Origin of the sequence: Siminovitchia terrae (assembly GCF_003605405.2) — a bacterium.
GTDB classification, from domain to species: domain Bacteria; phylum Bacillota; class Bacilli; order Bacillales; family Bacillaceae_C; genus Siminovitchia; species Siminovitchia terrae.
In genome coordinates this window covers 123,934-148,637 of record NZ_QYTW02000010.1, presented here as the reverse complement: position 1 = coordinate 148,637, position 24,704 = coordinate 123,934, and the positions used below count along the sequence as shown (strand labels likewise).

Genomic DNA, 24,704 nt, shown 5'->3' with positions numbered 1-24,704 from the left:
TTCCCCTATATTTCCCGCTTGATCTACCGTTCTGGCATAAACAGTATGCTCGCCAGATTCCGTGAGAGTGAATGCATCTTTATAGGTTTTCCACGTTCCTGTTGAGCCAACCTTATACTCCGTTTTCGATACTCCGCTCGGTCCTGTCTTTCCATTAGTGATCTCTACTTCCACTGGAGTATTCGTCCAGCCTGTTTTGGACAGCTTGATTTTGGGGGCACCCGGCTGTATTTGGTCGATCCTGACAACCGCTTCACTCGTTTCCCCTATATTCCCTGCTTGATCTACTGTTCTGGCATAAACGGTATGCTCACCAGATTCCGTGAGAGTGAATACATCTTTATAGGTTTTCCACGTTCCTGTTGAGCCAATCTTATACTCTGTTTTCGATACTCCGCTCGGACCCGGCTTTCCATCAGTGATCTCCACTTCTACTGGAGTATTCGTCCAGCCCGTTTTCGATAACTCGATTTTCGGTGCAGACGGCTGCGTTCTATCAATCTTGACGATAGATTCACTCGTTTCCCCTATATTTCCCGCTTGATCTACCGTTCTAGCATAAACGGTATGCTCGCCAGATTCCGTGAGAGTGAATGCATCTTTATAGGTTTTCCAGGCTCCTGTTGATCCAACCTTATACTCTGTTTTGGCAACTCCGCTCGGTCCTGTCTTTCCATTAGTGATCTCCACTTCCACTGGAGTATTCGTCCAACCTGTTTTGGACAGCGTGATTTTTGGGGCACCAGGCTGCATTTGGTCTATCCTGACGACCGATTCACTCGCTTCCCCTATATTTCCCGCTTGATCTACCGTTCTGGCATAAACGGTATGCTCACCAGATTCCGTGAGAGTGAATGCATCTTTATAGGTTTTCCAGGCTCCTGTTGGTCCAACCTTATACTCAGTTTTCGATACTCCGCTCGGACCCGTCTTCCCATCAGTGATCTCCACTTCCACCGAAGCATTCGTCCAGCCCGTTTTCGATAATTTGATTTTCGGTGCAGATGGCTGCGTTCGGTCAATTTTTACAGTTGCATAAGCAATATCACTTTCTTCGCCTTTACGATCCTTCGTAATAGCAAAAACTCTATGCTCCCCCTCTTCAGAGATGGTAAATGGACCCTCATAAAACTGCCAATCACTGTCCTCACCTATTCTGAACTCAGTGCTATCAATGCCGCTTGGTCCAGTTTTCCCATCCTCTATCATCACTTCAACCGTCTTATTCGTCCATTCACTTGTTTGGTTTGTCTTAATGGTTGGTTTCTCCGGCTGCATATCAACTTCCAGTTTGAGGGTTCCTGTATATGGTGAATACTCGTATCCATTTGTTGCTTCCCATGTAAAATCTGTAATTCCGCTCCAGGATGCAGCTGGGGTGAATACAAGTTGGTCCAATTGACTAAATGAAACGATTTGACCAGAGGAAACCTTTTTCCCATTTAAAAATAACTCACCCTTGTCAGGAAGTGTGACGATTCTAATTGCCTCTATGTCCGTTTTATCCTCATTTGTAAAGAGAAAATCTTCTTTTTTGAATTCCAGGTTTTGATCCTTCCATCCATACGCAATGGAATCTCTGGCAACAGGTACAGATTTATAGATGATAGATGCCTGATATTCGCTGACATTTTTGGCCAAGTCACGAAGCTGCATATAAACTGTCTTTTCGCTGCCTCCTGCTTCCGATAATGACCAAGGCTTGGTATCATCAAAATCCACCCAATCATCCTGCCATTTATTTACATCATTACTGAAGCGCATTTGCACATGTCCCGAACCTTCATGATCATCTCCTGTCACTAGTAGCAACACATCACGGGAATTTGTATATATCGCATTGCCATTAAATTTAATTGACCCTGTCGGCGCCTGGCGATCAATCATGAATTCAAAAGCAGCCGTACCTCCGTCGATATCAGATACTTCCAGTTTGATTTTTCCTTCTTCTGTAATCGTGTGCTTTTGTCGAGTATGTACTCCTGCTTCCCTCTTGAATACTTCCTTTCCATTGATCTGTGCTGTTTGAACCCGAGCTGCCAAAGCAACTGTCACGTCTTTATTATATAAACCTCCATCTGCAACACCTTCTGCCAAAGGTGCCAGATCTAAATAAATCTTCGCCGAATAGGGAGAGCTAATGTTTCCAGCTCGATCTTTCAAGCGCAAATAAACTGTTTTTTCTCCCTCTGTCTCCGGGTTAGGAAGTGTCCAATCATATGTTGATGAAAAAGGGATCCAGTCTTCTGTCCATTCATCTTGATTATTGGAAAATTGCATAGCTGCAACTTCATCATTATCACTACCATCGACCGTTAACTTAACATCAGAAACGTTTGTAACATATTTGCCCTCATTGATCTGAATACTCCCAGTTGGAACAATCCTGTCTAGGTGGATGTTTGCAGAAATCATTTCCGTGCTTACATTCCCCGCCTTATCCATGAGCTGCATATAAACCTCTTTGTTGCCATCGTGGTCTGCATTAATTGTCCAATCATATGTTGGTGAAAATGGTACCCACTCGCTCAAGGACCAATCATTGGGTTTGTTAGAAAAGCGCATCTTCGCTATTCCGTGATCATCTTTACCTTCCACATGTAGTTGAACAGCGGGATTGTTTGTAAAGCCATTCCCCTTATTTATACGCAGACTGCCTGTTGGTGGAGTCTTATCAATCGTGAACCTCACTGTTGTTACATTCCCGGCAGCATCTGTGACGGTTAAAGTGTGCGCCCCTTCAGCAGTAACTGTGCCACCACTGGAGAAATGATAGCCATTTAAGCGAGCCTCCCCTTCGTTAAATTTAATCGTTAGGTCGTGATTATATACGCCGCCATTTTCTACGCCGGTAACTACCGGTGGTTGGGTATCCACTATAATCGGATTGGACTCAATCGGGTTGCTTTCATTCCCCAGACCATCGCGAAGCCTCATATAAACAATCTTTTCGCCTTCTCCAACTGTAAGACTCCAAATATATGGGGCATCAGGCTTGAACCCTTGCCAATCGCTCCATGTGTTCTTATCATTTGAAAATTGAACTTGAATGTTCCCAATTCCATCGCCATCATTTGCTGATACGTAAAGCCTGGCATTAAAACGGGAATTCGCATACTTCGCCCCTTGATTAATCTTCACCGTCCCTGTCGGCGCCGTCCGGTCTAATATCGTCATCGCTTCGTATACATCCGATTCCACTCCACGCTGATTACGAAACTGCAAAAAAACGGTTTTACTTCCATCTCCTTCAGCCAGTTTCCATTCCTTTGTTGGTGAAAAAGGCTCCCACGAACTCATCCAATCATCTTTAGTATTGGAAAGTCTCATTGCAATGCCATCACTGGATGGCGCATCACTTTCAATTTGTAATTGCACCTTCGTATCATTCGTATACCCGTTCCCTGCAATCGAAAGCTTACCTGTTGGAGGCATGTCTTCTTTATATTTCACAATTAACCGTGGGCGTTTTGCTTCTTCGTTATTATTAGTGTATAAAGATATGATGCGCGGCTTATTAGGATCATCAGGAACTCCAGAATCCCGAGGACCTCCAAAAATCAATGTGGCTGTTTGATGATTCAACTGTGATTTCACAAAATCAGTGACATCAAACGATAGATTTGTTTCAGTTGATTCTGTAATTTGCCTTTCATTTACAAGCGTTACACTTTTCGGTGGCACAAACGGGCCGTTTTCCCAACCATATTGGTTAGCACCCCATAGATTTAAAAAAAGATGATCTCCGACTGGTAATTCCGTCATTCCGATTTGCATCGTAATCGATTCAATGTGCCTTTCCCGATCAATTTGGTTTAAAGGAAATCGAATAGCAAGCTCATTTACAGATGTTACATTGGACCCCCAATCTTGATAACCCACTTGTACCACAGTCATTCCCTTGGTACGTTGTGGACGGTTGCCATTAAAGGATGAAAGCTCGGCACTCTCATTAGCTAATATCACTTCAGTTTGATCATCTTCCGCATACACTTTTCCCTGTAAAGCCGGTTCAACTAGAGAGAATAATAATATAAAAACTAGAAAAATAGATACATTTTGTTTCATTTGCAAATCCTTTCCGACATAAAGAACGCCCGTGATTGATACAAATGGTGAAAAAAACTACAAAGTTCACCAATTTTATCTATATTGCGCCCATCATATCAAATGCTGCGTTACACGAACGTTACACGGAAAGGCTGTTTCTTCGTTTTCAGTATTTGCCATTATGCAAAGCTGATTCTAAGCATGTACCTTGCATTTACAGCCACCTACACATAGGGGAACCTAATTTAATGAGTGCTTTTTTTCAAAATTATCTTTATTTCATTTACAATATCATTAAATCAATGTACACTAAACCCATCATTATTAAGGAAAAACATGCCAAAATCACATTAAAGTCATATCACCTGACAACAATGCTCAATCTGGTTTGCCAGGTCCCATAAAAGGAAGTTTAATCATGGCCATTACAAAAATAAATGGAAAAAAAGTTCATTACATACTACAGGAAGCACAAACAAATAAAGAAGCGGAAACTCTTGTCCTCATTCACGCAAATGCGGTGGATTTACGTGCATTTGACCCGCTTCTTCATTATTTAGGTGATCGTCACCATATATTGCGTTACGATTTAAGAGGCTTTGGAAAAAGCGACAATGATCAGCCCATTTCGGCCCTAACGATAGGGCACTTTATTATGGACTTACAAGAACTCCTGGACACTCTAAAAATCAATTCTCCTCATATTATCGGCTGGCAAATGGGAGCACTGATTGGCGCCGGATTCGCATCTTTATATCCAAATAAGGTAAAATCCCTTACGATCATGTCAATGCCCTGTCATCCTCCCCATATGATAGAAAGCATCCGTTCCCATCGAAAAGAACTATCTGGAGGAAAAAGGGAAATTCCATTCGAATATTTGGAGGCCATGGCCTCCACTTTACCTAAAGGTCATCCAGAACTGGCAAAGTTAAAAGAATATGCCAATCACATAGAATTTGATCTATACGCGAAAGTCATGGATTTAACTGTCAGTGCTGATCCAATCAAGGACATTAAAAATCTGCATTGTCCAACGCTCATTTTATCCGGTTCAAAGGAAGTACTATTCCCACCCCATTATCTAAGACTGCATACTATTCATTTACGACACTGCCGTCTTGTGATGATTCCCAACGCATCCAGTCTTATTGTATTGGATCAGCCCAAAGGAATCGCACAGCTGATAAATGATTTTATTTCAGAACCTGTTGAACCGCCACCCATTTCAGATCCATTCATCCGTTCAGTGGATGAATCAATGCTTGATTATGTAAGCCAAATTCAATCGGAATGGCTTCACAAACTTGAAGCTCATAAGCAGTTACAAATAGATATACTCCAGCAATTTCAGGTGTTCATTGAAGGTGATCAAATAGTAAATGGCTGGAATAAACGCTTCGCCAAACCATTACTTGCATATTTGACAATAAACCGCTCAACAACCCGGGACCATATTTGTGAAGCATTATGGCCCCATTCACCGATTCAGCAGGCAAAAGCTAATTTGCGTGTTTATTTGTCCTATTTGCGACAGCTTTTAACTATTCCGGGATGCGATCATTCCTTTTTAGTCATGGATGGTGCACATGTCTACCTTCAAGGGGAAGTAAAATGCGATGCGGTGGCATTTATGGAAAAAATCCAGGAAGCACAGCATGAAACCAGCGTTGAAACAAAGCAAGACCTGATTGATCAACTTCTAAATAATCTGCCCAGGCGTCTCTTTGAACCACTAGATATTGACTGGTTTCTCCAGCTGAAAACACAAATCGAAGAAGATTTAATTGATCTTGTTCTTTGGAATGCCAACCGTTATAAAAAACAAAAGGATTATTTGACAGCGATTCGCCAATTAAAGAAAACGGTACTCGTTGCCCCATCCATAGACTTGTATGAATGCTTGATCGATTTATTCGGAAAAGCCGGAAACGAAGAACAAGCGATTATTTGGCACAGCCGGATGCTGGAATATGATAGGAATTGAAAACAAACAAAAAACTTGTTTCTAAATGGAGATAGGGGTGTAACCTACTCCCCTGTCTCTATCTGTAAACCAATTGGGGCGATTTCCTAAATGAATTTGTGTCTCATCGACCGACCATTCCCAACATCCTTTTAATGAATAGACTGAACGACACAGCCAGCACGATCATCATCCAAGAAACACATCCTGTCGGCAAAGTGGCTTGGACTCCTCCAGGATATCATTTTTACTTTTTTCCCATAAATATTCCCATAGTTACCCATCCATTTGAAAGTACTGCTTCTGTCATCCTTCTCAGCCCGGATTTATTGATCTATGCGCCTTTCGTATGTTTGGATTGTCGCCTATGGCTTTATTTGGTGATGATATTCAGCTCTACATATGGCTATCAAAAATTTCTTTCAGATGTTAATGTTTAAATAGATTAACATTTCGGATAAAAAAATCGCTATGGATGGTGGATATTCATTTTGAACCGGGTACTTTTATTGCTATTTCTGTATGTGTATTGCCCCTTGCCGGATATGGAGGATACCAGTATTTATTGAACAAGCATGAGAAAGAAAATCTTGAGGTGAAGGAAAAGCAAAAGCAGCAGGTGTCACAGAAGAATAATTCATTGAACGAACCCAACAAATTGAGGAATAAGCTACAAGGTTGAACTTGATGAAAGCTCCACTCAAGAGGAAGTCATTGATGTGATGCACAAAATGACTCATCAGAAAGTGAGAGCGGAGGAGAAATGGGGCGCGATCCCAATGATCCCTGAAACATCAACGACGTTTACGAAATCGTCTCCAATAGTAATTTTGAAAGAAAAGAAAACCTTCTTGAAATCCTCGAAAGATGAAAAAGCGGGGACTTCTCCAGAACTGACGAAGATCACAACTATTTTTGCACCTTCCAAGGCGGTACGGTCGGCAAAGGGTATGGAATTATGTCTAAAAATGAAGAAACAGAATTTATCAAAAATAACTTTAAATAAGAAAGTGCAAGCGCCCGTTTAGCGATGTACAAACTGGAGCCCCACTTTGGGGCTTCCAAGCTTGATATATCGGGCTCCTTCTTAAAGAATCCGATTAGGGGACTTTCACCCGGTTGCCATTGGTATCCCTTTCTTCACACTGAATATCAGCGGAACGGTGATCGAAAGGGAGGCTGCGACGTCCTGTCGCCTCACCCGCACTTGCACGTCCTGTGCGTCGAAAGAAGATCACGGCAGCTTGTTTTGCACAGCGCAATGTATAGAACCGCCAGAAACAAGTAAGCCTTGAGTTCTCCGCTTATCATTTGGTGACTTGTTGAACATCCTCTAGCAGTCTTATTTCAAAAATTATTTTCTGCATGGGTAGAGATACAATCTGTTTCTCCTAGAATACAAGCAAGAATGGCGTTTCAATGTATTTGGTTAATACACTTAGGAATTCTGCTGCGGTGGCGCCATCGACGATTTGGTGGTCGAAGGTGATGCTGAATGGAATTTTCTTAATAGATTGGACTTTGCCTTCTTCGTCCAAGACTAATTCGTCTTGGAATGCACCTACGCCCAAAATTCCAGTTTCCGGTGTGTTTAGAATAGGTGTAAAATATTCAATTCCACTTGCACCAAGGTTGGTAATCGTGAACGTGGAGCCTGTCAGTAAATCTCCATCGGCTTCGCCGTTTCTTGCTTTCGTCGAAATCGCTTTGATTTCTTTAGCAAGCGTGCCAATAGTTTTTTGATGGGCATCCTTCACAACAGGGACAACTAAGCCATCCTCTAAAGAAGTGGCAATACCTAGATGGACCTCATCAAATTCAGTCAATTTGCCATCCGCATAGTGAGAATTCATTTGCTTCAGCTCTTGTAAAGCGAGAACTGCTGCTCTTGCCACCAATACAGTAATCGTAAGCTTTACATCTAAATCAGCTGACTCGATTTGCTTTTTAAGCCTCTTTTGGAAATCAATTAATGCATTGGCATTTACCTTGCGATGTAACGTTAATTGAGCGGTTTGATCCAAGCTTCTACGCATGTTCCGCGCAATCGTTTTTCGCATTGGACGAAGGCCTGCACCAACAAATTCTTCGTTAATAGATGGAGCCGAAGCAGTCTCAGATTTACTTTGGACTACCGCTGCAGCCGATCCCTCTTGTAGTGCACGCTCGATATCCCGTTTCGTAATACGGCCGTTTCCACCTGTCCCTTCAATCAACGTAATATCCAGTTGATGTTCTTTCGCCATTTTTCTAGCTAATGGGGTTATAAAAATACGGTCGCCTTTGGATCTCTTTGCTGCTGCCTCACTCACTGGAGTGGTCTTTGCTTGTGCTGTTTCAACAACGGCTACAGGTTTCGAAGCCCCGGCATTCATAACAGCTTCCCCTTCTTCTCCAATCACAGCAATCGCCGCACCAACCTCTAACTGGTCATCGACTTTCGCATTTTTTGTCAGTAAAATCCCTGAAACGGGCGCTTCAACATCTTGGTTTAATTTTTCCGAGCTAATCATTAAAACCGCTTCGCCTTCAATTACAGGGTCTCCGACTTCTTTGTACCACTCGACAATGGTCCCCTCCGTCATGGTCATTCCTAACTTAGGCATTACAATGACTTCACTCATTTTTACTCACCTCCTAATTTCTAACCGTTTGTTTCAAATCTGTGATTAATTCCTCTGCAACGGTTATCACTTTATTCACATCCGGAATATAAGCTTGTTCTAAGTTGTACGCAAATGGCACAGGTGTATTCGGTGCGCATACAGTTTTAATAGGGCCATCCAAATAATCAAACGCTTTGTCCGCTACGACGGAAGCAATATCCGTTGCTGTGTTGTTATGCGGATTGGATTCATCAATGACAATAAGACGGCCTGTTTTCTTCACAGAATTTAGTACGGTTTCTTGATCCCATGGAGCAACCGTTCTTAAATCAATGACCTCAATCGAAATGTCATCTTTTTGTAATGTCTCAGCCGTTTTTTGAGCAACTTGAACCATTTTTCCGATTGCAACAATCGTCAAGTCTGTTCCTTCCTGAACGACATTGGCTTTGCCGATTTCAATTGTGTAATATTCCTCAGGTACATCGCCTTTCACGCCATAGAGCATTTTATCTTCAGAGAAGACAACGAGGTTATCTTCTTCAATTGCCGCCAGCATCAAGCCTTTTGCATCATATGGATTGGATGGGACGACCACTTTCACACCTGGAATTGAGCCGAACATTCCATATAATGTTTGAGAGTGTTGTGCGGCTGCCCCTGCTCCTGCCCCGTGGACTGTACGGACGGTTAGTGGGATTTTCGCCTTCCCGCCAAACATATAACGCATTTTCGCGCCTTGGTTTAAAATTGGATCCAATGCAAATCCGATAAAATCGTTAAACATTAATTCTGCAATCGGACGTAAGCCGGTTGTTGCTGCCCCGACAGCCGCTCCAAAATAGCCATGCTCTGCGATCGGTGTATCAATCACTCGTCCGCGGCCGAACTCAGTGACCATCCCTTTTGATAATCCGAAAACGCCGCCAAATGCATCATCATATCGTCCATCGTCTTTTACTAAATGATCAACTTCCGCACCACCGGCAACATCTGTTCCAATTAGGATGACGGTTTCATCTTTTCTCATTGCTTGTGTCATTGCTTCTGTAATAGCAGTCATAAAAGTTACTTCTCTTTTTGTCATTTTTCATTCCTCCTATTCTTACGCAAAGATATCCGTATATAAAGTAGACAAATCTGGTAATGGACTTGCCTCAGCAAATGCCACAGCGGCTTTGATCGTTTCTTTTGCTGCTGCCTCAATGTCATCTGCTTCTTTTTCAGTCATCCAGCCATTTTTAATCGATTTTTCATGAAACTCTATAATCGGGTCACGGTCTTTATTCGGATCATGATCAGTCTTGTATTTTTGCTCGTCTCCTTCAAAGTGGCCAAATTTTCGGTACGTATCACATTCAATCAATGTCGGCCCTTTCCCCGCTTTCGCCCTATCAATTGCTTCTTTTGTTGCATTGTAAACGGCTTCTACATCCATCCCATCTACACGGACGCCAGGCATATTATAAGCGAATGCACGTTCAGCAACTGTTTCAGAAGCACTCGCATATCTAAATGGCGTCCCTTCACCAAATTGGTTGTTTTCACAAACGAAAATAACTGGTAAGTCTAAAATCGAAGCAAGGTTTAATCCTTCATGGAACGTACCTTCATTGGAAGCGCCATCCCCGAAGAAGCAAACCGCGACATTGTCCCGGCCTAATGTCTTAATACTAAGCGCCGCTCCTGCCGCTAATCCAAAACCGCCGCCAACAATACCATTGGCACCAAGCATTCCTTTTCCAACGTCGGCAACGTGCATCGAACCGCCTTTTCCACCGCCAAGGCCATCTTTTTTGCCCATGATTTCAGCCATCATGCCTCTAATATCACAGCCTTTTGCGATCGCATGACCATGCCCGCGGTGAGTGCTTGTAATATAATCCTCATCTTGTAATAAGGACATGACTCCTGTTGCAACTGCCTCTTCTCCTGCATATAAATGGACAAATCCTGGAATTAACCCCTTTCCGAACGTACGGTGCACTTCCTCTTCAAAAAATCTAATCTCATTCATCGTTTGATAAATCCAAAGGACTTCTTTCTTTTCCACTCTTAATTCCTCCCTTTATAAAATCAGTAATGTTTAAGCATGATACATATCTTCAATGATTTAATCGGGTTCTTGCACCGTTTACGCATGAATTGCTTGCTTAAATAAAACATTCGCATTTTCGCCTATCGCTTCAGAAATAGCTGGATGAGCATGAATAAGGCTTGCCAGCTCATTCATTGTTCCTTCTGAGTGTTTCACGGCCAAAATTTCGCCAATGAGTTCAGTCGCTTTGGCACCGACAATAACAGCCCCGAGAATTTCCTGGTATTTATGATCGGAAATAATTTTAACAAAGCCTTCTGTTTCTCCCTCTGCAATCGCTTTCGCATTTCCGGAAAGAGGAGTAATTGTGACTTTCACATCATAATTAGCCTTTCTCGCTTGTTCCTCGTTCAACCCGAACGAAGCAATTTCCGGGTGGGTATAGACACATCTCGGAATGTCCGTTTGATCGAGTGGCTGCGACTCTTCACCATTCATGGCATGGACTGCAATGAGGCCTTCTGCACTCGCTGCATGTGCCAACTGATAGCCCCCGATTAAATCACCAACGGCATACACATGTTTTTTGCTCGTTTCATAAAAATCATTGACCGCCACAAACTTGTTCGCAGCATCCATTTTCAAATTCAAATCGGCAGCAACTTCAAGATTTGGTTGTCTTCCCGTCGCGACTAGGAGCGTATCAAATGGGATTTCCTTGCCCGCTAAGAGGACCTTTCCATTTTTCACTTCCTGAATTTCCGCTTGGGCAATCGTTTGTATTTGTTTCTTTTGTAAATGTTTTTTAATGATTTTTCGTGCATCAGGGTCTTCAGTTAATAGAATATCAGGGGCCACTTCGATCATTGTGACGCTTGTCCCTAACGGAGCCATCGCAAATGCCAGCTCGACTGAAATCACTCCGCCCCCGATGATTACCAGCGATTTCGGCAATTCCTTCAAATCAAAGAATGTATCGGTAGTTAGATAGTTTACTTGATCCAAGCCTTTAATCGGCGGGATAAATGGTTTGCTTCCTGTTGCTAATAAAAGGTCCTTTCCCCTTAGTTTTTCAGCTCCAACAGTAACCACTAACTCTTCCGTTACAGATGCCTCGCCTTGGAAGATAGAAATGTTGTTCTTTTTTAACAGATGTTCAACACCGTTTGCCAAAGTCTGTACAACTTGATCTTTCCGCTTCATTAATTTTAGAAAATCAATGGAAATCTCACCGGTATGGATTCCCCAGCGATTCGCCTTTTGAATCTCTTCCACAAGCTCACTATGTTTCAGAAGGGCTTTGGAAGGAATGCAGCCAACATTTAAACAGGTACCGCCCACCTTTTTCCTTTCGACGATTGCTACGCTTTTGCCTAATTGGGCAGCCCGAATGGCTGAAACATATCCTCCTGGTCCTGCGCCAATGACAATGAGGTCAACTTCTTTCATTTGTGTTCATCACCTTGCTTTCGTTCTAAAGTTTTATACTTCATAATTAATGCAAGATGTATGCCAGCATCATAAAAGGCTATGAAAAAGCTATCCTAACAATAAGTTGACCTAGCATTTTAAATTTCTGCATTTGTATAAAAGTTGTATCAATGAGACATAATTTGTCTCATGTGTCTCAACTGTTTCATGAAAAAAAGCCCTCCATTTTTCCTTTATCCAATAGACAAGGATGAAATAGAGAGCTTTTTTTTACTTTTGAACCTTCCCATTTTCTGCTGTTAGTTGATATTGTTTCATTTTTCGATACATCGTAGCACGAGAGATATTAAGCAGTTTCGCTGCGCTTGTGACATTTCCATTCTCCTTGACAAGCGCTTCAATTAATCTCTCCTTTTCGTCGCCTCCCGGTTCCGGTTGTTTCATTAATTCTGGCGGAAGATCAAATGGGGTCAACTGCTTTCCTTCCATATTAAAAAGAGCTTGTTGAATGACATTCTTGAGTTCCCGAATATTTCCCGGCCATGTATATTGTGTTAGATACTGCATCGTACCTTCTTGTACGACAATCTCTTGTTTTCCAAATTCATTGCTCATTTTTCGAATAAAATGGTTGACAAGTGCCGGAATATCGCTGGTTCTGTCACGCAATGCCGGAATTCTCAATTGAATCACCTGAAGCCGATACATTAAATCCTGGCGAAATTCGCCTTTTTCAATGGCTTTGGCTAAGTTTTTGTGCGTCGCAGCAATAACACGAACATCGAGCGGAATCGGTTTATTACTGCCAAGTCTTGTAACTGCCCTTTCTTCCAAAATTCGAAGGAGATGGACCTGCAATTCCAATGGCATATCGGCGATTTCATCAAGAAAGATCGTACCACCCTGGGCCATTTCGAATTTCCCTTGCTGCCCTATTGATTTAGCACCGGTAAAAGCACCTGGTTCATAGCCGAATAATTCACTTTCAAACAAGCCGCGCGGAATCGCTCCACAGTTAATCGCGACAAATGGATGGCGGCGGCGATCACTCGCTTGATGGATCGACTGAGCAAACACTTCCTTGCCTGTCCCTGTTTCACCAGATAAGAAAAGAGTAGAATCAATGGACGATGCCTTTCGTGCTTTTTTGACGACGGCCGCAAATTCCTTTGAAGAACCAACCATATCATCAAAGCTATAGCGTGTCGTCTTCGTTTTGGTTGAGCGAGGCGAATCAGGCTTTTTCATTGTTAATGTCGGCGATACAGTATTTTTCCTAAAAAAAATCACCGCTCCTAACGTGTCTGCCTGGAATGTAACCGGATAAATCGAGCAAATGAATGGCTGCTTCTGAGAATCCACCGTGACTGCTTCTCTCATCAATGCTTGTCCGGTTTGTAAAACCGTTTCGACAAGACGGTTTAACGATGGGATCGTTGTAGTGGTCTGAAGTTTACTTAATATGGAATGAGATTGAGCGGCGCGGTTTTTTTCAACAACACTTTTCCCGTTATCGACGATCAAGATCGCCTCCTCAACCCCTTCCAAGGCCGTATTTAAAAATAAATGATTTTGTAATGCATGTTTGAAAAAATATTGACGAATTGTTTCAGAAATTTGATTGGCTGCTGAAAAGATGTACTGAATCTTTTTCGGGTTCACTTGATGATCAGCGCCAGCAATGTTAATGACGCCTAATAATTCATTTGTGTAAGGGTATAAAATAGGAAAAGCGGCGCAAAACCAATCATGGTTTTTCTCACAAAAATGCTCTGAATACAACACTTGGGAAGATTGCTTTGTTCTCAAGACAAGCCCAACGGCATTCGTTCCCGCCGATTTCTCCGTCCAAATGCCTCCATTATAAATATCAATTTTCTCTGCTTTTTTCAACACATTCTGTTCCCCGCTGGAATGCAAAATCGTCCCTTGCTGATCGACAATGGAAAGCATTGTTTTCGATTCGATTAAAAGATCGGATAAATGGTTCATTTGAGGCGCAGCAAACGAAAGCAATTCCGCATTTTTCTCAAGTCGTTCTTCCAAATCATTTCCATTAACCATTTCATGATTTCGATTTTGAAAAGGATTAATCCCGAGTTTCTTCGAATTCTCCCATGAACCGATAATCGGCTTCCGCAGCCCCTCGCCCGAATACTTCCCTAACTCTTGATAATGTTTCCAAATCTGATTAACCGAAGCATTGTACTCCCTAACCCTAACAAGATCACTAGTCAGCATATTCCCCATCAAATTCCACCACCACAGAATCGGAAATTTTAAAAATATTATATCATAAACAAACTTAGTCCGACGCCTGTGTCACTCTTTGAAAGCGGTATGTATTTATTTCCACCACTGACAAACAAAGATTTGGTAGAGGGCCATATAAAGGGGCTGAAAACATTGGGCCTCAACTTCCGTCTTGAAGCTTTTCATCTTGCCTCGCGCAAGATTTTCGTTTGCAGCTGCCCAACATCCTTTTAATGGATAGACTGAACGACACAGCCAGCACCACTCCGGCTCTGATCATCATCCAAGAAACACATCCTGTCGGCAAAGTAGCTTGGACTCCTCCAGGATATCGTTTTTACTTTTTTCCATAAATATGTCCCTTCAGCCCTGGTTTATTCATTTTGGTTTCCAACACCCTTGCTTCAAATAAATTCAGCAGTATGCGTTCTGCATCTATAATGGTAATTAGATATTCTTTTTTAAGCCAAGTAAATGTCATTCAGGGGTTAATCTCCCAGCCTCCTACTCCACTATCTTTACTATAGAAGTACCCGACATAATGAATCCGCTTTCAATATATACTCCTTCTAACTATGGTGCCTGTCGCAAATCTGTCCTCAACTTATCCTTACTCCAATGATTTTTCTGCACTTGTTGATTCAGCCAATTCTCGTCTTGTGAGAGATTATGTTTAAGTCTCTCTAGCTGATTTTTCACCTCTTGGGAGACTGGTCCGCTTTGAACTTTTTTTGCTTCTACTTTTGTAACAGAATGTAGGGCGCTTTTAATTTTCTCTTGAGGAACAGAAATTCTCTTTCCAAACATTTCGATGGATAATTGTTCAATCAGCTTAGCATCCAATTGTTTGAATGACATTTGATGTTGAAAGATATAATTGATCAGATGTCCGATCAACTGGTGTGCCCGCCGTATCGAAATTCTCGCTTCTCCAACAAGCAGATCTGTCAATTCCGTTACAATGGAAAAGTGGTCAGAGGCCCTTTCTAACATTTCTGGTTCTTTAAATGCCAATGTCTGTATGTTCTCCAATAACAACTCTACAGCAGCTTCAACTTCATTTAATGCGCCCCAGAAATACTTTGTACTTTCGCCCGCTAGATCCGGGCAATGCCCATAAGGAATATTGCTCATACAAGAAGTTGCCGAAACAACCGCAGCCAATACATGAGATGATTTTGCTTTGACATGCTCCGCAGTAATAAGTCTTTTTTTCTGGGACATCGTGTTGCTTGTGGCAGCATTGGAATCTCCGAACTCAACAATTCCATACTCATTCCTCGACAACATATACAAATCATAGCTTAAGCGATTGATGTGACTCATAAAAATGTTCATTGCAGATAAAGACTCAAGAATATAATCACGTGAAGCAATCCCGTCTAATGAGTTTTTCATCGTATCCGTAAACCCTAGTAATCTGGCAGCCTGTTCTCGATTGATGGAAAAAGCTGTGCCCGCCATGCCCCCTAATCCCAAAGGTGAAACATTAGACTGTTGCAGTGCCTTTCGGATACGAGTAAAATCCCGCTCCAATGCATGAAGAGTCGCTGAAAAATAATGACCTAGAGTAATTGGCTCCAATGATTGTATATGTATATAACCACTTATGTCTATATCACAATAATCGTCAGCCAGTTCTATTAGGATAGAACGGAGCTTTAATAAAAGCTTACAAACCTTCTGTAATCTGTCACGGCTATTCATCCTTATGACCGCAGCATCCAGATCATCCCTGCTTCTGCCTATACACAATTGTCCGGCAACCTCTATGCCGACTCTATCAATCAATCCCTGTTCAATAGTGAAATACAAGTCCTCCAACTGATGATCAACTTTCAAATGCTCGACGCCAGCATCTTGTATTTCAATCAATGCTTGCATAATGGTGTGACCTGCTGTTTCTGACACAATGCCTTCAGACATCAACATGGTTAAATGGGCCTTGTTCACATCCATCATATTTTTAAAGGAACGCTCCACCTCGTTCTCAATCGCAGGTTCGAATAAATAGCGAATGACTTTTTCAGGCAACTCTGAAAAAAGTCTTTCTCTCACTTCATTCCACTCCTTCTAAAAAAAATACAATCATTTGGTTATATGGATGTTCGAACAATTACATTAAAGAAGAATCACTTAGACCTTGTAATCAAATGCGCCTTGGCGTATTTGTCCCCAGATTTTATCGAGCTCCGCTCGATAAATTTCCTCTGAAAATCTGTGGCATCCGCCAGAGGCTTTGACTTTATTCAGCCGGGGTTTGAACCCCCACTGAATGAAATACCAATAGGCATTCATCTCCACTTATAGATGTGGGAGACTTCTGCTGAAAGAAATTAAAACGATCATTGCTAAAGCTTCACCATCCGCTGCAACGAACACTGCTATTCTAGTACTCAATTGTAAATCAGGATGTATCGCTACGTTTAGTAGAGAAGGATTTACTTAACCTACTTTACTATCCCAAGATTAACTTTACGTTTATTTTTCCTCCTCCCGAAAAAATAGTGATACTGGTACGTCCAGTACAGCAGCAATCGATTCTAACTCAACTGTCGTTATAGGGCGTCTCCCTCTTTCTTTCATACTGTATGCCTGTACAGTAATACCAAGAGTATTTGCTATCACGGCTTGTTTTACATTTTTAGATCTCCTTATCTCTCTAACTCTCTCATGTAACAAGAATAGATCACCACCGTAATTAAACGAAAAGTTTAATATATAGCTTCATTATATATACAAAAAGTTTAAAGTCAAGTGAACAAATAAACTTTTTGTTTAAAATATTTAACATAGCGTTTATTTGATGTAAACTATTTATATATAATATAAAGCGGTGATGTATGATGAGCTTAGGAGCTCGTTTAAAAAAAGAAAGAGAAAGAAGAAACTGGTCGCAGATTTATGTAGCCGAAAAGATCGGAATAACCAACGCGGTCTTATCCAACTACGAACGGGACTATCGTGATCCTGACACTGAAACCTTAAAAAAACTGGCTTTACTATATGAAGTGAAAACAGATTATTTACTCGGCATTACCGATAACCCCATAGCCTATGAAAAAGATGGTACATTTCCAACCATCATTAAGGACCCCGAACTTGAACGGTGGCACAAGGAATTACCTAAATCCGATGAAGAGGATTTGCGTAAACTGAGGCAAATGTGGGAGATTATTAAAAGTAAGGGAAACAATGAATGAGAATTGACAAATTCGAAAACAATAAATCCCTTACGATCGGGGGACAGGCGGGTTCCTGCCCCAATCCAACGTAAAGGATTCCCCCGTTACAACTTTTAGTTCCACGGCTGTCTGCACACACATCCCCGCCGCTTTCGTCATTCACTTGGCAACTTTTATCTAATCATTTTTTCCCGTCAACCACTTTTCAATGAGCATTCTCTAGCGTAGCTATTTTGGCTTTCATCAGTTCTCTCGAAAACACTTTGAACCTCTCATGACTAAAGTCACGAGATTCTTGGGAAAAGAGCATACTTGTTGGCGTATTTCTTTACCAACAGCGGTTTCTCTTATGAACCAAGCTATCCCCGTAGTTCCTACGGTTCTTTGTTTAGCTAACCTAGGCTTAAGTTTAGGCAGTTTCACGTGTTTCTCTTTCAGTTCGATACTATTATTCACATTTTTGGTTATATAGCTTTGAACAGGATTCTTTTTACTTTTAAATTTTGGTCGATGATTCTGTTTTTTGAAAAAGCGAGAAAACGAATCCGCCAGATTTTTTAAAGAGGATTGAAGGGCCGTGCTATCGACTTCTTTCAGCCAGCAAGTGGCTTCTTCCTGTTTCATTTGAGGAAGTAAGGCAGAACAAGCCTCATAGGACAAACCTTTTCCAGTTTTAGCATACGTCGTATTCCAACGATGAAGAAAATGGTTATAGACAAATCTTGAACAACCGATGGTTTTAGCGATGAAGATTTCTTGTTCTTTCGTTGGATAAATACGAAACTTGTAAGCTTTGTGCCGCAGCATTGGACTCACCTTACTTCATTGCTTTGATAGACAAACAACTCTATACTATTTTAACATTTGTATGAGATCACACATTGTATAGAAGTGATTAAAAATCATTTGATTTTAATAGATGTTGGTTGATTCATATAGCTAAACAAAAGCTGATCCATCTACACGGATAAAGTCGCGAGTATTCTCAGTTGAATGATAAATATTTCCCAAGGTAGTAAACCATGCCCCAGTAGACTCCATATATTGAATAAAACGTTCTAATTCTTTTATAAAATGTGCCCGACCGCTTGTTTGAGGGTGTAATGTTAAGATAAAGCAAGCACCGTCTAGCTTACATGCATAATCATAAGTTGATTTCCATCTTTCAAAAACTTCGTGAACACACCTTAATCCATCTTCTCCTTGATCGCCTACAAACTCTTGTGTAGGAAAATCATCCAAATACCATGACACTGGTATTTCTAATATTTTACTAGGAGGGCCGTATACATTTCCCTTATCTGCATTTACCTTAACTGGACGAATCCAATAAGGGTAAAAATCATTCCCCATTAAACTGCTATCATAGTTAAATCCATATTCCTCTAATATACTGAGTGTATTCTCACTAAAATCCCATGCAGGGGAACGATAGCCTCTTGGTGTAACACCGATTCTTTGTAGTGCTTCTAAGCCTTTTTCCATAACAGTCTTTTCTTCATCATAAGTTAATTCCGTTACATTCTCGTGAGCGTATCCATGATGGCAAATCTCGTGGCCTTTAGCAACCACCTCTTTACAAATATCGGTATATGTATCGATAGTATGGCCTGGGATGCACCAAGACGTTTGTATATCGTACTTTTCAAATAATCTGAGCAATCGGGGAGTACCTACTGCCGCTCCAAACTCCCCCCTTGACATATAGGCAGGAGAAAAAAGCTTATAGGTTCCCAACCAAACAGAGGCCGCATCAAAATCACATCCAATATTAACTGCTACACGCTTTCCTTCGGGCAATCTTAATTTACCTGAAATCTGCAACGAAACATCCTCCCTCAAATAGTTTTGTCTTTCTTGCGGTAGAAAGCCAATTTTCATCTTCATGCCTATACAAACACTACGGAAATTAATTGCCTGCCTTCCCCTCACGATTTTTAATTCCTGTATAGCCAAGCAGTATACCAAAGCACTTTAGACATATGTATCCAACTTTTTACGGCTATCAAATGCGCGTTGGCGTATTTGCGCCCAGATTTTATCGAGCTCCGCTCGATAAATTTCCTCTGAAAATTTGTAGCATCCGCCGGGGGCTTTAACTTTATTCAGCCGGGGTTTGAACCCCCACTGAATGGATTACCAATATGCATTCATCAAGTGGGAGACTTCTGGGTGAATGAAGTTAAAGGGAACTGAGCAAGTAACTATATAAGTATTTGATATGGAAAAGATTATGCCCATTTACCTTGTCTATTTACTAAGAAATTCGAACAGAAACCGAGATACAGATTATAAAACGCTTTCAAAAAACTGACTCCTCAAATCAATACGGCAGCCCCTTTTTGGAACTGAGCCTTGTTAAAGCCTTCAATTTTCCTAAAAAGAGGCGCCTTATGGATGACAACATTCTCATAAGCTGCCCTGACAGAAAGACCTAATAATTTCCTCTTACAATCCACTTATGTTTTTTGTATGCTGAGATGCACTTGTAGGATCCCCCGCGATTTTTGTAAGCTCTAAACCAGTGGTTCTCATCCCTCCAATGAGAATGATAAGACCTGAACATAAAACAATAACAGCCAAAACATATAAGGTGCCTATTCCGCCTATCACGTTTAATAAAGCCACTGTTAGGAAAGGTGCGATGATTCCACCTATTTGACCGCCTCCCTCCGTGATAGCCACCCCGGTTGTTCTAACACGCGTTGGGAATATCTCTGCCATATAAACATAGCCAGCGGAATTCGCGGCAATCATCATAGAGCACATAAAAGCACCCAAAATAACGAAGAAGTTACTTGAAACAATTGTCATAAGACACAGCGAACCCGCAAACACAACCGTCACAAAGAACATAAAATACTTTCTCTCTACTTTATCTATAAAAATTAAAGCGATAAGAGCACCAACTGGGGTACCCAAATAACCTAATGCAGTAAAAAGAAGTCCAGAAGAGGCAGTATTACCAGATTCAATTAATATCGTTGGTGCATAACTCAGATAGGCATAAGTGGTGATGAGCCAAACTAGCCAAAATGCCAGCGTAATAACGGTTCGTTTCAAATATGGAGGTGAAAATAAAGTTTTAGTTACGCTTCCACTACTTTCGTTTTCCGGCGGAACCATAGGGACAGGCGGCAATTCCTTACCCGTTTTCAGCCTGACTCTTCTTTCCATATCAGCTACTAATCTCTCTGCTTCCTCCGCCTTCCCATTTATAACTAACCACCTTGCCGATTCCGGAAGAAAACGCGCTCTCATAAATATCAAAACGATGGCAACTAAAGCTCCCAGACCAAAAATAATTCGCCATCCATTCTCCAGATTAATCAACGCTATTGAAATGAAAGGCGTAACGGTTAAACCAGCAGCTCCCCAAAAATACATCAACTGAAGATATTTCCCTCTACTTTTGGATGGGGAAAATTCCGTAATAATCGTGGATGCTATTGCTATTTCGGCACCTGTTCCAACTCCTGTTATAAACCGGAATATAGATAGTGACCATAAATCCCAGGCAAATGCTGAAAGAAACCCACCTATAGCTACAATTAATACGGTATATAAGAGGGCTTTTCTACGCCCGACACGATCTGCAACCAATGATAACAGGTAGTCCCCAATCACATATCCAATTAAGTACAAGGTAACTGGATAAGCAGCTTCGGTTGCAGTTAATTGAAACACTTCCGTTAGTTTCGGCAATGTAAAACCTATCACACTGATATCAAAGTATACGAAAAAATATGATAACCCTATGATTAAAAAAGTAAGATTACTAAAGCCTAATGTAGGTAATCTATCGATTCTTGCGTTCAAATCAGCAATCTTTTGACCATGAACAGCACCCATACCCTTGCCCCCCTATTGAAATCATTCATTATTATTTTTTCAAAATATTTATAGTAAAAAAATCATTCCTTATCATCGTCTATTCAACCCATGCCCCTCCCTTTTTTAACTTTACGTTTATTTCATTTTTAAAAAAATAGACATCGGTACATCAAGAGAAACTCAAATCGGTGATGGTGAAGAACCTTATATAATCCTTTCATAACTTTACCTCTGCACAATGACCTATGGCATATTTTACATTTTTAGACCTTCTTACCTTTTTAATTTTTCAGATGCTATTAACCACCTTTCAATAAACGTAAAGTTTAAATTAATAATATTAATTATATATACATAAAGTTTAATGTCAAGTTAATAATAAACTAATCGTTTAAAATATTTAACATAGCGTTTATTTGATGTAAACTATTTGTATAATGTATGAAACGGTGATGTATGATGAGTTTGGGTTCTCGCTTAAAAAAAGAAAGAGAAAGAAGAAACTGGTCGCAGATTTATGTAGCTGAAAAAATTGGAATAACCAACGCGGTCCTGTCAAACTACGAACGGAACTATCGGGATCCTGACACCGAAACCTTAAAAAAGCTAGCTTTATTATATGAAGTGAAAACAGATTATCTACTCGGCATTACCGATAACCCTACAGCCACTGAAGAAGACAATGAATTTCCAACCATCATTAAGGACCCCGAACTTGAACGGTGGCATAAGGCATTACCTAAATCCGATGAAGAGGATTTGCGGAAACTGAGGCAAGTGTGGGAAATTATCAAAGGAAATGGGAATAGCGAATAGCCGATAATATAGATAAGAAGAAATTTATTTACAGCTGTCAAATTTATGATCAGACCATTCCAAAAAGTTAATCCTCCTTTTTCCCATTTCACCAAAGGCCTTCAAAATGATCAGAAAAGAACTAGAGAACTAGTGACACAAGATTTAATTACACCTTAAAAAACTAGGTTCGGTCAGCACTGAACCTGGTTTTATTTCCGTTAATCAAATGCGCCTTGGCGTATTTTCGCCCAGATTTTATCGAGCCCCGCTCGATAAAATTTCCTCTGAAGATCTGTGGCATCCGCCGGAGGCTTTGACTTTATGCAGCCGGGGTTTGAACCCCCGCTGAATGGAATAACCAATATGCATTCACCTCACCATTTACAGAAGTGGGAGACTTCTGCTGAATAAAGTTAAATTTTATTTAAGAGCATGTAAAATTTGTGTAAAAACACTTTTTATTAATTTTTCATGAGGTATGCTGTAAATAACCTTTCCTAGGTTACCAAACATCCCCCTGGATATTTCCCTCTAATCCCGGGGGCTTTTTCTATTTCTTATTTAACCCTCCACCTTTGACCAATGATGTTTTCAACCATATCTGTGTTACGTGTGCTTCTATGTATCTAGCCCCCACGCTTTACTTTTCAAGTACAGTCCATTTCCTTTTCAACACAAATAAGTCTTCGATTTCACTGATTTGATTCAACTCGCTAACAGGTTGCTTTATTGGTGGGCAATGGCGGTCAGGGCATCCCCAAACCCTTTTCAAATTCGTATGCCCCCTACATAGTCCAGTTTTTCTACGTATCTATATAAGTTGAACGAAAGATTTGCTGTTTATTCCGATCAAATTTAAACATGTGCAACAATTTGCCGAACCTCGGATAGTACTTCTATATCCCAGACAGTATTCTGCGAACTTCGGACAGTATTTTCATATTCTATATAGTTTGAACGAAAAATCTTTGACTGATTACGGAACTGACTCTAAGCATGTGCAACAATTACAAGGGAAACTTTAATTCTACGTATCTATTCATTTCATAAATGCTATTATAGAAAAAATAATATAACTGGGAGGAGTTTTTATGGATATTTCCGAAATCAATAGCCCCTATTTGCAAAAACATATAGAGACTTTGAAAAATGAAAATGAGGACTTAAAGAAAGCTTTTGAATGCTCTTACGATGGTATATGGATCTGTGATTCAGAGGGAGTGACTCTTAGCATAAACAAGGCGATCGAAAGGATTACTGGCTTAAAGAAAGAAGAAGTGACAGGAAGAAATATGATGGAGCTGGTGGAGAAAGGTATTTTTGATCAAAGTGCCACTTTAAAAGCACTGGAAGAGAAAAATACAGTTACCATCATGCAAAAGGTCATTAGCGGGATTTCGACCATCGTAACGGCTAATCCTATTTTTGATCAGAGCGGCAATATAAAAAAAGTGATTTCCAATGTAAGGGACATCACTGAATTAATTCAACTAAGAGAACAGTTGCAGAAGCTGGAAGAAGAGAAAAATAAATATCAATCAGAGCTAAACAGTTTGCTCCACCACATTGAAGAGGTAAATGATATTGTCCTTAAATCCCCAAACATGAAGAAAGTCATTGAAAAAGTCATGCAGGTTGCCAAATACGACACAACTGTAGTATTGCTGGGAGAATCCGGAACAGGAAAAGAGGTCATGGCACAATTGATTCATGATTCAAGTCCAAGAAAAGAAAAGGGCGAGTTTATCCGGGTAAATTGCAGCGCAATTCCAGCAGAGTTACTTGAATCAGAAATGTTCGGCTATGAATCAGGCGCTTTTACAGGTGCAAAAAAATCCGGAAAACCCGGCCTCATTGAGCTAGCCCATGATGGCACTTTATTCCTGGATGAGATTGGAGAATTACCGTTAAATATTCAAGCCAAATTTCTAAGAGCCATCCAAGAGAAAGAGATTATGAGACTTGGCGGCGTAACACCAATTAAGGTGAACTTTAGAATCATTGCAGCTACAAACCGAAATCTAAATGAAATGGTCGCCAGCGGAGCATTCAGAGAAGATCTATTCTATCGGCTACATGTAGTTCCAGTTACAATCCCGCCTTTAAGAAGCAGAAAAGATGATATACCGAAACTTATTGAAAGCTTTACCAACACTTTTAACAGATACTACCATACAAAAAAATGCTTTTCTCCTGAAGCCATCCGGATGTTAATCGATTATCCTTGGCCTGGAAATGTAAGGGAACTAAAAAACATTGTGGAAAGAATGTTTGTGACAACTTCTTCGGATACAATCTACCAAAAGGATTTACCGGACTTTTTATTAAGCCATGCAAAGCCTGAAGCGTCGTATAAAAACGGCTCCCTAAAAGAACAACTGGCTCAATATGAAAGGGAGCTATTACAAAACACTTTAAGAGTGAGTACTACCACTTACGAAGCGGCCGCCTTATTAGGAATTGATCAATCAACTGTCGTAAGAAAAATGAAGAAATATCAATTATCACTGTAATCTTATACAGATTTAATGCAATTTTACATT

At 40.8% G+C, this 24,704-nt stretch carries 18 protein-coding genes and 1 pseudogene; 5 read left to right on the top strand and 14 right to left on the bottom strand.

Going from position 1 to position 24,704, the window contains the following annotated elements; genetic code table 11:
* Positions 1-4,068, bottom strand: a 4,068-nt coding sequence (locus D5F11_RS12080) for an OmpL47-type beta-barrel domain-containing protein (RefSeq protein ID WP_425470802.1), incomplete at its 3' end; no start/stop codon positions are given.
* A 400-nt stretch (positions 4,069-4,468) separates the two neighbouring features.
* On the opposite strand from D5F11_RS12080, the gene D5F11_RS12075 reads away from it, so the two are divergent.
* Positions 4,469-6,037, top strand: coding sequence for an alpha/beta hydrolase (locus tag D5F11_RS12075; protein WP_120115601.1), 1,569 nt, complete (start codon positions 4,469-4,471; stop codon positions 6,035-6,037).
* A gap of 701 nt (positions 6,038-6,738) precedes the next feature.
* Positions 6,739-7,044 carry a DUF6241 domain-containing protein gene (locus tag D5F11_RS28120; RefSeq protein WP_425470803.1) on the top strand — a complete coding sequence of 102 codons (306 nt, stop codon included), beginning with the start codon at positions 6,739-6,741 and terminating at the stop codon, positions 7,042-7,044.
* Between the two features lie 363 nt (positions 7,045-7,407).
* Here the strand turns inward: D5F11_RS28120 and D5F11_RS12065 are convergent, their stop codons facing one another.
* The 9 genes from D5F11_RS12065 to D5F11_RS12035 all read right to left on the bottom strand — a co-directional run bounded on the left by D5F11_RS12065 (position 7,408) and on the right by D5F11_RS12035 (position 17,026).
* Positions 7,408-8,640, bottom strand: coding sequence for a dihydrolipoamide acetyltransferase family protein (locus D5F11_RS12065; protein WP_120115598.1), 1,233 nt, complete (start codon positions 8,638-8,640; stop codon positions 7,408-7,410).
* A gap of 13 nt (positions 8,641-8,653) precedes the next feature.
* On the bottom strand, positions 8,654-9,709 hold the full coding sequence (locus D5F11_RS12060) for an alpha-ketoacid dehydrogenase subunit beta (RefSeq protein ID WP_120115597.1): 1,056 nt from the start codon (positions 9,707-9,709) through the stop codon (positions 8,654-8,656).
* Between the two features lie 18 nt (positions 9,710-9,727).
* The gene (locus tag D5F11_RS12055) at positions 9,728-10,639 is read right to left on the bottom strand and encodes a thiamine pyrophosphate-dependent dehydrogenase E1 component subunit alpha (RefSeq protein WP_185830654.1); all 912 of its coding nucleotides are present in this window, start codon (positions 10,637-10,639) and stop codon (positions 9,728-9,730) included.
* Between the two features lie 117 nt (positions 10,640-10,756).
* Positions 10,757-12,109: a dihydrolipoyl dehydrogenase gene (gene lpdA / locus D5F11_RS12050; RefSeq protein WP_120115595.1), complete on the bottom strand. Its 1,353-nt coding sequence runs from the start codon at positions 12,107-12,109 to the stop codon at positions 10,757-10,759.
* Positions 12,110-12,361: 252 nt separating this feature from the next.
* The gene (locus tag D5F11_RS12045; RefSeq protein WP_120115594.1) at positions 12,362-14,341 is read right to left on the bottom strand and encodes a sigma-54-dependent Fis family transcriptional regulator; all 1,980 of its coding nucleotides are present in this window, start codon (positions 14,339-14,341) and stop codon (positions 12,362-12,364) included.
* Between the two features lie 340 nt (positions 14,342-14,681).
* Positions 14,682-14,825 carry a hypothetical protein gene (locus D5F11_RS26385; RefSeq protein ID WP_185830651.1) on the bottom strand — a complete coding sequence of 48 codons (144 nt, stop codon included), beginning with the start codon at positions 14,823-14,825 and terminating at the stop codon, positions 14,682-14,684.
* A gap of 92 nt (positions 14,826-14,917) precedes the next feature.
* Complete coding sequence (gene argH / locus D5F11_RS12040; RefSeq protein ID WP_120115593.1) at positions 14,918-16,402, bottom strand: argininosuccinate lyase; 1,485 nt, start codon at positions 16,400-16,402, stop codon at positions 14,918-14,920.
* 78 nt (positions 16,403-16,480) lie between these two features.
* Positions 16,481-16,642 carry a hypothetical protein gene (locus D5F11_RS26380; RefSeq protein WP_185830650.1) on the bottom strand — a complete coding sequence of 54 codons (162 nt, stop codon included), beginning with the start codon at positions 16,640-16,642 and terminating at the stop codon, positions 16,481-16,483.
* A gap of 183 nt (positions 16,643-16,825) precedes the next feature.
* On the bottom strand, positions 16,826-17,026 hold the full coding sequence (locus D5F11_RS12035; RefSeq protein WP_120115592.1) for a helix-turn-helix domain-containing protein: 201 nt from the start codon (positions 17,024-17,026) through the stop codon (positions 16,826-16,828).
* Between the two features lie 164 nt (positions 17,027-17,190).
* Between D5F11_RS12035 and D5F11_RS12030 the strand changes: the two genes are divergently transcribed.
* The gene (locus tag D5F11_RS12030) at positions 17,191-17,547 is read left to right on the top strand and encodes a helix-turn-helix domain-containing protein (protein ID WP_120115662.1); all 357 of its coding nucleotides are present in this window, start codon (positions 17,191-17,193) and stop codon (positions 17,545-17,547) included.
* Between the two features lie 309 nt (positions 17,548-17,856).
* Here the strand turns inward: D5F11_RS12030 and D5F11_RS12025 are convergent.
* From D5F11_RS12025 to D5F11_RS12015, 3 genes and pseudogenes are all read right to left on the bottom strand, one after another.
* Positions 17,857-18,336: pseudogene (locus D5F11_RS12025) on the bottom strand (RNA-guided endonuclease TnpB family protein); the annotation flags it as partial.
* 132 nt (positions 18,337-18,468) lie between these two features.
* The gene (locus D5F11_RS12020) at positions 18,469-19,353 is read right to left on the bottom strand and encodes a polysaccharide deacetylase family protein (RefSeq protein WP_120115591.1); all 885 of its coding nucleotides are present in this window, start codon (positions 19,351-19,353) and stop codon (positions 18,469-18,471) included.
* A 624-nt stretch (positions 19,354-19,977) separates the two neighbouring features.
* Positions 19,978-21,381, bottom strand: coding sequence for an MFS transporter (locus tag D5F11_RS12015; RefSeq protein ID WP_120115590.1), 1,404 nt, complete (start codon positions 21,379-21,381; stop codon positions 19,978-19,980).
* 441 nt (positions 21,382-21,822) lie between these two features.
* On the opposite strand from D5F11_RS12015, the gene D5F11_RS12010 reads away from it, so the two are divergent.
* A complete protein-coding gene (locus D5F11_RS12010; protein ID WP_120115589.1) occupies positions 21,823-22,179 on the top strand; it encodes a helix-turn-helix domain-containing protein in 357 nt (118 codons plus the stop codon).
* A 622-nt stretch (positions 22,180-22,801) separates the two neighbouring features.
* Here D5F11_RS12010 and D5F11_RS27765 read toward each other — a convergent pair.
* Positions 22,802-22,933, bottom strand: coding sequence for a hypothetical protein (locus D5F11_RS27765; protein WP_280519813.1), 132 nt, complete (start codon positions 22,931-22,933; stop codon positions 22,802-22,804).
* A gap of 319 nt (positions 22,934-23,252) precedes the next feature.
* On the opposite strand from D5F11_RS27765, the gene D5F11_RS12005 reads away from it, so the two are divergent.
* Entirely contained in the window at positions 23,253-24,674 is a 1,422-nt protein-coding gene (locus D5F11_RS12005) for a sigma-54 interaction domain-containing protein (RefSeq protein WP_120115588.1), read from the top strand.
* Positions 24,675-24,704 lie beyond the last annotated feature (30 nt).